The 9,428-nt window shown below is 52.2% G+C and carries 9 protein-coding genes; 2 read left to right on the top strand and 7 right to left on the bottom strand.

Annotated features, from left to right (window positions below):
- Positions 1 to 408 precede the first annotated feature (408 nt).
- From G465_RS14655 to G465_RS0111870, 6 genes are read right to left on the bottom strand one after another with little or no spacing between them, the layout of a single operon-like run.
- A complete protein-coding gene (locus G465_RS14655; RefSeq protein WP_022654676.1) occupies positions 409 to 2,208 on the bottom strand; it encodes a putative bifunctional diguanylate cyclase/phosphodiesterase in 1,800 nt (599 codons plus the stop codon).
- 22 nt (positions 2,209 to 2,230) lie between these two features.
- The gene (locus G465_RS14650; protein WP_022654675.1) at positions 2,231 to 3,547 is read right to left on the bottom strand and encodes a hybrid sensor histidine kinase/response regulator; all 1,317 of its coding nucleotides are present in this window, start codon (positions 3,545 to 3,547) and stop codon (positions 2,231 to 2,233) included.
- Positions 3,548 to 3,580: 33 nt separating this feature from the next.
- On the bottom strand, positions 3,581 to 4,339 hold the full coding sequence (locus G465_RS0111885) for a pseudouridine synthase (protein WP_022654674.1): 759 nt from the start codon (positions 4,337 to 4,339) through the stop codon (positions 3,581 to 3,583).
- Positions 4,332 to 5,108, bottom strand: a complete 777-nt coding sequence (locus G465_RS0111880) for a TlyA family RNA methyltransferase (protein WP_022654673.1) — start codon at positions 5,106 to 5,108, stop codon at positions 4,332 to 4,334. The genes G465_RS0111885 and G465_RS0111880 overlap by 8 nt, the downstream gene beginning before the upstream one ends.
- A gap of 25 nt (positions 5,109 to 5,133) precedes the next feature.
- The gene (locus G465_RS0111875; protein WP_022654672.1) at positions 5,134 to 6,624 is read right to left on the bottom strand and encodes a YifB family Mg chelatase-like AAA ATPase; all 1,491 of its coding nucleotides are present in this window, start codon (positions 6,622 to 6,624) and stop codon (positions 5,134 to 5,136) included.
- Between the two features lie 4 nt (positions 6,625 to 6,628).
- On the bottom strand, positions 6,629 to 6,910 hold the full coding sequence (locus G465_RS0111870) for an accessory factor UbiK family protein (RefSeq protein WP_022654671.1): 282 nt from the start codon (positions 6,908 to 6,910) through the stop codon (positions 6,629 to 6,631).
- A gap of 394 nt (positions 6,911 to 7,304) precedes the next feature.
- Between G465_RS0111870 and glnK the strand changes: the two genes are divergently transcribed.
- Both glnK and G465_RS0111860 read left to right on the top strand, forming a co-directional pair.
- Entirely contained in the window at positions 7,305 to 7,643 is a 339-nt protein-coding gene (gene glnK / locus G465_RS0111865) for a P-II family nitrogen regulator (RefSeq protein WP_022654670.1), read from the top strand.
- A 28-nt stretch (positions 7,644 to 7,671) separates the two neighbouring features.
- Positions 7,672 to 9,093, top strand: coding sequence for an ammonium transporter (locus tag G465_RS0111860; protein WP_027405434.1), 1,422 nt, complete (start codon positions 7,672 to 7,674; stop codon positions 9,091 to 9,093).
- Between the two features lie 104 nt (positions 9,094 to 9,197).
- On the opposite strand, the gene G465_RS0111855 is transcribed toward G465_RS0111860, so the two are convergent.
- Positions 9,198 to 9,428 (bottom strand): integrase core domain-containing protein (locus G465_RS0111855; RefSeq protein ID WP_022654668.1); only part of this gene is annotated, 231 nt, incomplete at its 5' end.

The following is a 9,428-nucleotide window of genomic DNA, read 5'->3' as shown; positions in this document are numbered from 1 at the left end:
CTTTAACGCTATTCCGACAGCAATTCCGGTGATTGAGCAAAGAGACGTTTGAAGATGTAATCGTTCTTCGGGTCGAGCAATGGCAACATGGTTGGGGTACGGATTCGGAGTGATACGGATGATTATAGTAGGGTGGATAAACGTAGTGCATCCACCCAAAACAATCATTGAGCAGTCAAATTAGGATGGTGGGGCACAAAATTGGCGGATGGGTATGGCGATGCAGTCAGTAGGCACAAAACCCGTGCACGCTACGGGTTTGGCGGATGCGCTGCGCTTATCCGCCCTACGGGGGGTCAGGCTTCGAAAATATCTTCAATAGCCAGCCACATTGTAGCCGGCGTGGATTCGTCCTGATACCAGCCCAGTGGTGGATAAATCGCTGTGGCACTGACTATCGTCTATGCCTTAGGTTTCGACTAAGCGCAGTGCATGTTGTTGTAGATGCTCAAAGAAAGCATCGCGAGGCAGGGGACGGCTAAATAAGTAACCTTGGCCGATATCACACGCCAGTTGATTTAACACTTCCAAATCGCTCTGGTGTTCGATGCCTTCGGCCACTACGGTTAAACCCAGCTCACGACCCAGCGCCAAAATTGAACGCACTGTGGCACAGGCATCGGGGCTGTCGGACATGCCATGAATAAAGGCACGGTCGATTTTGATGGTGTTGACCGTCAATTTTTGTAGATAAGCCAAACTCGAATAGCCGGTGCCAAAGTCGTCCACGGCTAATGTCACGCCCAATTCGCGTAACCGTTGCAGCTCACGCAAAGCGTAATCCACATCCTGCATGATGGCGCTCTCGGTGATTTCGAGTTCGAGTTGGGTGGCAGGAAAATGGCTGTCTTGCAAAATTGAAGCCACTTCTTCCGCTAAAGAACGGCCATTGGCGCGCGCCAAGTCGAGTTGGCGGGCAGAGACATTCACCGCAATATTCAGCGACTGGCCGCAAGCAATTTCCCACGCGTGAGCATCGTCAATGGCACGGCGAATTGCCCATAAACCGATGGCATCAATCATGCCGGTTTCTTCCGCCAAGCTCACAAACTGCCCCGGTGGGACTAAACCCCGCTCGGGATGGCGCCAACGCAATAGTGCTTCTGCCCCGACAATACAACCGTGGCGCAAATCGACTTTTGGCTGATAAAACAGCTCGAGTTCATCGCGTTCAAGGGCGTGTCGTAATTCCGACTCTAAACTTTGCCTTTCGGCGACAAAAGCCTCTTGTTTAGGCTGGTAAGTTTGACAGGTGAAGCAGCTACCGGTGGGGCAGAAAGACAAGGCCAATGCTGCGCGGCGCAACAAGGTCGCGGATAAATTTCCATCCTCTGGCAGGCGCACGCTGCCCGCCCGCGCAATCAATAACAACTCATAATTGCGGATATATAAAGGCCGACATAGCACGTCTTCTAACCAATGCAATTGATGGCATACCATTTCCGGCAACACCACAATAAACTCAGCGCCCCCCCAATACGCCACAAAGCCGTCGCGCAGCTCTATCGCATCTTGTAGCCGTAAACCAAGCTCGCGCAAAATGCGTTCGCCGAAGTCATAGCCCTCTAAGGCATCTAACCTGCGGTGGCCTTCTAAAGACAACAAAAATAGGCGATACAGTGGGCAATCGGGGGTGGTGAGTAGGGTATCTAAGTGGTCGATAAAAGCAGTGCGGTTGGGCAGGGCGGTCACTGGATCGTGGCTGGCCATATACGCCAAGCGCCGTTTGCGCTCTAACAACTGTCCGGTGCGTTCGACCACCAATTCTTCTAGGCGCGCATTTTGGCGTTGTCGCTCGCGATAGAGGGCGCGGACTTCGAGCTGATTGTGAATTCTTAATAAAACTTCGTAGGGCTCAAACGGCTTGGTAACAAAATCGCGTGCGCCATACTCTAGGGCTTTCAGGCGGGTTTCATTGTCGTTTTGGGCGGTCAACACCAACACCGGCAAATAATCCTCCTCGCCTTGGTGTTGTTGTAATAACTGCATCACACCATAGCCATCTAAGTACGGCATTCTGATGTCGAGCAAGATCAAATCGAAAGCCTGTCTTTGATGACGTGGTAAGACTTGTCGCGGGTCGCTTTCACTTTCCACCCGATCATAGCCAGCATCTTCTAATATCGCCTCTAATAAAGCGATATTGGCTAGGTTGTCATCAACAATCAGAATCCGCGAGTGGAGATAGGGTTGGCGTAGTTGGGACATAGTCGATTCAATCGGTTAATGTTCAGCCACCGGCAATGGGGTTGTGGTTGAGTAATTGGTTAATCGTGGCTAAGAGATGTGGAATATCAACCGGTTTGGTCAAATAAGCACTAAATGGGCTGTATGATTTTTTATGTTGGAACATGGCATTGGCTGTCAGTGCCACCAAAGGAATACGCCGTAATTGAGGATCGTTTTTACAGTGTTCTGCTGCTTCTTGTCCACTCATTTTAGGTAGATTCAAGTCTATCAGCATCAAATCGGGTTGTCTTTCTCGCGCTAACGCCAAACCCGACTCCGCATCAACCGCGCTTATCAGTTGCCAATCGGCTTGTTCGTGGAACACTTCTTCTAACAAAGCCAAATTCGCTGGATTGTCTTCGATATACAGAATGGTTTGTGCTTTGGCCGTTACAGCGGCAGGGTAGGAGGTTTGGGAGGGGGACGGTTGGCTATGCACCGCTTGGGTTTGGGCCGCCACCGGAAAACGTAGCCAAAAACGGCTACCTAGGCCTTCTTCACTCTCAAAGCCAATGTCACCGCCCATCAACTCCATCAGGCGGCGGGTTAATACCAAACCAATTCCACTGCCTTCAATCGCGGTGTGGTTGTAACCGAGACGGTTAAAAGGTTGGAATAATTCACGATGGCGGCTACGAGGAATGCCGACGCCGTTATCTTGCACGGTAATAACAAGCTGTTGACCAACCGGTTGCGCCGATACGGTGACCGTGCCTTGTGGGCGGTTATATTTAATCGCGTTCGATAATAAATTCAGCAGCGCTTGTCGTGCCCGTGCCGCATCGGCATGAATCATTGGCAATAGCATCAATTGGCTTTGGTCTTGTAGCGTAACGCCAACGCGCTCGGCCAAGGGTTGGGCCAGTTCAAGACTTTCTTCAATCACGGTGCGCGCCGAGACAGTAGAGAGGGTCAGTGCCATCCGCCCCGACTCCACACGACTCAAATCCAAGACTTCATTGATTAACGACAACAGGTGATGACCAGCTTTGAGAATGTGTTCAACTTGAGCGTTTTGTCGTTCATTTAACGGCGAAGTCCGGCTATTTTTCAGCACCTGCGCAAAGCCCAAGATGGCGTTTAATGGCGTGCGCAGCTCGTGGCTCATATTCGACAAAAAATCGCTTTTTGCCTGATTGGCTTTTTCTGCTTCATCACGGGCGGCAGCTAAGGCCGCCTCGCGTGACTCATAGGCCACTCGATCGCCTTCGCGCAACACCAATAAAGTGTTGCGTTCACGGGTGAGAGCATCGATTTGCGCTTGTGCTTGTGTTAAAGCCGCTTGTAGCGTTTCGGGGGAAAGCGGTGTTCCAGACATCAATACGCACACCTAAAAGCAGGGACAGCAGGATTAAATAAAAGATTCTTGTGTTGTGAGATAACGCCATTGGCCGGCGGGTAGGTCACCCAGCAAAATTTTGCCGATACGGATGCGCTTGAGGCCAACCACTTGCAAGCCGACTAATTCGCACATGCGGCGGATTTGTCGTTTTTTGCCTTCTTTCAGAATAAAGCGCAACTGATCGCGGTTTTGCCACCAAACTTTCGCCGGTAACAAAGCTTCGCCGTCGAGGCTTAAACCGTGGTTGAGCAAACGCAAACCTTCAGCAGATAACCGCCCACTGACACGCACTAAGTATTCTTTTTCGACTTCGGAATCTTCCGCAATAATCTGTCGCGCAATCCGACCATCTTGGGTCAACACCAATAAGCCCACTGAATCGATATCAAGACGGCCAGCAGGGGCAAGGCCACGCAGATGATCGCGCTGGAAACGAACGGGAGCTTGGTCTTCTGCCCAACGGTTTTCTGGTCGCAATAAGACAACCGCCGGCTGATAGCCGTCCTCGGCTTGGGCAGAGACATAGCCGACGGGTTTATTGAGTAAAAAGGTGACTCGGGAAGCTTGCGCTTCTTGGGCGGCACGTTGCAGTTCGATTTTTTGGTGCGGCAAGACGCGGCTGCCAAGTTCACTGACCACAACGCCATCCACTTTTACCCACCCTTTGGCGATATAGCTGTCTGCTTCACGACGTGAACACAAACCACGTTGGGCCATCAGTTTAGATAAGCGGATGGATTCTGAGTTAGGAGGGGTTTTATCAAACATTTTCAGCCTGTATCCGACGAGCGTAGAGGAAAAATTCACGATTGCCATCGCCGCCGGCAATAGGGCTGGCGAAATAATCGACACAATGCAAACCGTGTTCAGCCGCACATTGTCGGATTTTCTGCTCAACCTGTGGGTATAAATTGGCATTGCGCACAATTCCACCCCCACCCAACCCTTCCCGCCCGACCTCAAATTGAGGTTTCACCAGTAGTAAAGCGATGGCATCAGGGTGCAGCAACCGCGCAATGGCCGGTAGCACTAAGGTTAAGGAAATAAACGATACATCACACACGGCCACGTCAAATAGCTGGCCGCCATTGGCGGCGATTAAGGCGGTTTCGTCAGGGGCTCGCGCATTAACACCTTCAAACAGCGTCACGCGAGGATCAGCCAACAACCGCGCTGCCAGTTGCCCATGCCCTACATCAATCCCCACCACTTGCTTGGCACCGTGTTGCAATAAACAATCGGTAAAGCCGCCGGTGGAAATACCGACATCTAGCGCAGCATAGCCAGTCACAACAAGGCCACAATGCGCCAAGGCACCTGCCAATTTCAAACCGCCCCGCGAGACATAGCGGTCGGCTTCACTGGCCTGCACCACCAGTTCTGCTGTGGCTGGCACTTTACTGCTGGCTTTATCAATCAATTTGTCTGCTGCCTGTCCCACTCTCAGCCAGACCCGCCCTTCATCAATCAAGCGTTGGGCAGCACTGCGGGTAGTCGCCAGCCCTCGTTCCACCAACACCTTATCTGCTCGTTCCATAACCCGGCCTCGTTCAAAGCAGCAATTATAAACGGCGGCGGTATTGGATGGCCTCGGCAAGATGGCGACGGTCGATATCGCGGTGTAACTCCAGATCGGCCAAGGTACGCGCCACACGTAAAATGCGATGGTAGGCACGAGCCGATAAATCTAATCGTCGCGCTGCATCATTTAAAAACTCACGACAGTTATCGCTTAAAGCGCAATGTTGATCGAGGTCGTTACCGTGTAATTCGCTGTTTGATTTCCCTTGCCGAGTCAGCTGTGATTGCCATGCTTGCTCGACGCGCTGTCGCACCTCTTCACTGCTGCTGCCATTGGCGCGACTACTGAGGGCTTCTGGTGGCACGCTTGGCACTTCAATAGCCAAATCAATCCGATCTAAGAGCGGGCCAGATAACCGCGCTCGATAACGGCTCACCTGTTCCGGCGTGCAGGTGCAAGCGCGGGTGGCATGTCCCAAATAGCCGCAGGGGCAGGGGTTCATCGCGGCGACTAATTGGAATTGTGCTGGAAATTCTGCTTGGCGGGCTGCGCGTGAAATCAACACTTTGCCAGTTTCTAAAGGTTCGCGCAGCACTTCTAACACGCGGCGATCAAACTCGGGCAACTCATCTAAAAATAAGACGCCATGATGAGCGAGGCTGATTTCCCCCGGCCGTGGATCGGATCCTCCACCGACTAACGCCGCTGCCGAGATCGAGTGATGGGGCGCACGGAAACTCCGTAAACCAAAGCGTTTCACATCAAAACCAGAGGGGGAGAGCGATTGAATCGCTGCGGCTTCCAGTGCGCTATGTGCATCCAGTGGCGGCAAAATGCTAGGCAGGCGGCTGGCTAACATCGATTTTCCGGTACCAGGGGGGCCAATTAGTAATAGGCTGTGGCGACCTGCCGCCGCGACTTCGAGGGCGCGCCGTGCGGCAAATTGGCCTCGAACATCGGCTAAATCGGGATAGTGCTCACGTTCACCTTGGGTGCAGGCTTGAGCAAATGGCAGCGGTTGATGCCCTGCTAGAAAATCACACACCTGTTTTAAGGTGTCCGCAGCAAACACCGGTGCCTGATCGGCGAGGGCGGCTTCGGCGGCAGATGAACTGGGCAGCACCAAACGCCGCTTGGCTTTGGCTGCACCGAACGCAGCAGGAATTGCCCCTCGGATGGGCCGCAGTTCGCCCGTCAATCCCAACTCACCAGCAAATTCACAATCGGCTAAAGGCGTATCGGGTAATTGACCCGAAGCCACCAGAATACCGAGAGCAATCGCTAGGTCAAAGCGCCCAGAGCTTTTGGGTAAATCTGCTGGTGCCAGATTGACCGTGAGTCGAGCCGCAGGGAAATCAAAGCCAGAGGTTTGGATTGCCGCCCGTACCCGATCTCGGCTTTCTCGAACTTCGGTATCTGGCAAACCAACCAAGGTAAACGAAGGCAAACCATTGGCGAGATGCACTTCAACTTGAACAGAGGGGGCGTGAATGCCTGCTTGCGCCCGACTGTGAACCACGGCCAAGCGCATGGGATTACTCCTGAGAGGTCGTCGGCGGGGGATTGGTTGTTGGCTGTGCGGTGGCCAGTTGCGCCTCTAACTCAGCAATGCGTTGTTCTAGGCGCGTGAGGGTGGCGCGGGTATGGGCAAGGACTTCTTGTTGTACTTCAAATTCTTCACGGGTCACCAAATCCATTTTGCTAAAAGTGGCGCCCAACATGGCCCGCATATTTTTCTCAACATCTTTCACCGGACTGTTGGCCAGTGTTTCGCTGACCTTCTGGCTAATTTCTTCAAAGAGTTTTTGCGTCAACATGGTTGGCCCTTTCTAACAGGCTGAGAAACAAAGAAAACGAGATACCAGCAAGTGTAGCAAAATTCTTGCTGCATAACTTTTGCAAAATCGCGGTGTTAGCTTATTCACTTGTTGTGGCAAGGGAAAGATGGCGACTGATGTCATTGCTGTTGCCTATGCAATGAGCACAATGGGCAATCTATGCACTAATACGGTGCGCAATTTATAAACCATGCCGTGATTCGGGGCTTGCTACGCCACATGACAAAACAGCAGGCCATTCATCAACATTTAACAAGCCTTTGTTTATTAAGCAATAAATAAACTGGCATGATTCATGCCTAAGGCAAGATAGTCACAAAAGGGGCAGCCCTTACACACAATGTCCATTCGGGTTCACTGCAAGGAGTCAGTCATGAAACTCATCTCTGCCATTATTAAACCTTTTAAATTGGATGAGGTCCGCGAAGCCCTCGCCGCTGTTGGCGTGCAAGGTGTGACCGTTACCGAGGTAAAAGGGTTTGGACGGCAAAAAGGTCATACCGAGCTGTACCGTGGTGCGGAATATGTGGTGGATTTTCTGCCGAAAGTCAAAATTGAAATTGCCATCCGCGATGAGTTGTTAGATCAAGCCTTAGAAGCGATTGAACAAGGTGCGCATACCGGAAAAATCGGCGACGGCAAAATCTTTGTCTTTGAACTCGAACAAGTGGTACGGATCCGCACCGGTGAAACCGGCCCGGATGCCATCTAAAAGTTTTGCGAATCAGGGAGAACACAACATGAAAAGATGGCTTATGTCTGCCTTGTTGGCAGGGGCGGTTGGGTTTGCAACCCCCGTCTTTGCCGAGGAAAACACCGCTACTGCACCTGTGGTAGCGGCCACTGCCGAAGCACCTGCGGCGGCAACTGAAGCACCAGCAGCGGTAACACCGGAAGCACCGGCTGCTGCTGTTGCTACACCTGCTGCTGCCCCTGCCGAAGCAGCACCACCCGCACCAGAACCCAAATTAGACACCGGCAACACGGCTTGGATGTTGGTTGCGACTGCCTTAGTGTTGTTCATGACCTTGCCTGGCTTGGCTTTGTTCTACGGCGGTATGGTGCGGAAGAAAAACGTGTTGGCAACCCTGATGCAAAGCTTTGCCATCGCTTGCGTGGTCACTGTGTTGTGGTTTGCCTTTGGTTATAGCTTGGCCCTGACACCTGGCAATGGCTTCATCGGTGGTTTGGATAAAGCCTTTTTAAGTGGTGTGTCACTTGACTCGCTGGTAGGTACCGCAGGGGCAAATATTCCTGAGTCGGTGTTTGTGGTGTTCCAAATGACGTTTGCCATCATCACATGTGCACTGATTACCGGTGCGTTTGCTGAGCGGATGAAATTCTCGTCGATGCTGGTGTTCGTGGTGATTTGGATGTTCGCGGTATACGTCCCTGTGGCGCACTGGGTATGGGAACCGACTGGCTGGATGTTTGCTGATGGGGTGTTGGACTTTGCTGGCGGTACGGTGGTGCACATCAACGCCGGTGTGGCAGGTTTGGTAGCAGCCTTTGTCCTCGGTAAACGGGTCGGTTTTGGCCGCGAGGCCATGCCTCCCCACAACTTGGTCTTGACCCTGATTGGTGCTTCGATGTTGTGGGTGGGTTGGTTTGGTTTCAACGCTGGTTCGGCTTTAGAAGCCAATGGCCGCGCAGGGATGGCGATGTTGGTCACTCAAATTGCTGCCGGTGCTGCTGCGGTGGCGTGGATGTTGGCTGAATGGGTAGTGAAGAAAAAGCCTTCGCTGTTGGGGATTGCTTCCGGTGCGGTGGCTGGTTTGGTGGCGATTACCCCTGCCGCAGGTTTTGTTGACCCTAAAGGCGCGTTGATTCTGGGTCTGATTTCTGGTGTGGCATGTTACTGGGGTGCTACTGGTCTGAAACACATGCTCGGCTACGATGATTCTTTAGATGCCTTTGGTGTGCACGGTGTGGGCGGTATCTTAGGTTCGATTTTGGTCGGTGTGTTGGCGGTGCCTGAAATTGGTGGGGTCGAGGGCAGTGTAGTGACACAAACTGTTGCTACCTTAGCCACAATGGCCTACACCTTGGTAGTAACTTTCGTGATCCTCAAAGGGATTGATATGGTCATGGGTCTGCGTGTGACGGAAGAGGAAGAACGCGAAGGTTTGGATGTGGTGTTACACGGCGAGCGTATCGACTGATTGAATTCTCTAAACAGTCCGCTCAACACAAAACCCCCGCCAGTATGGTGGGGGTTCATCATTTCTATAGTAGAGATACTGCTAACTCTCTCTGTCTGTAACGGTCAAATTTTTTCGGACAGAGAGATAGGTTGTTTCTTTGCCATATTCTGTTCGTAGACAGCTGGGGGCAAATAACCCAGAGTTGAATGCAATCGCAGGTTGTTGTAGAACGTCACGATATAATCAGCGATATCGCGGATGGCCTCGTTGTGGTTGGCGTAGTCGCGTTGCCAGACGCGTTCCATCTTCAGATTGAGGAAGAATCGCTCCATGACGGCGTTGTCCCAACAATT

Origin of the sequence: Aquaspirillum serpens DSM 68, from assembly GCF_000420525.1 — a bacterium.
GTDB classification, from domain to species: Bacteria; Pseudomonadota; Gammaproteobacteria; order Burkholderiales; family Aquaspirillaceae; genus Aquaspirillum; species Aquaspirillum serpens.
Note: the sequence above shows the minus strand (reverse complement) of the source record. Positions and strands in the feature narration are given on the sequence as shown.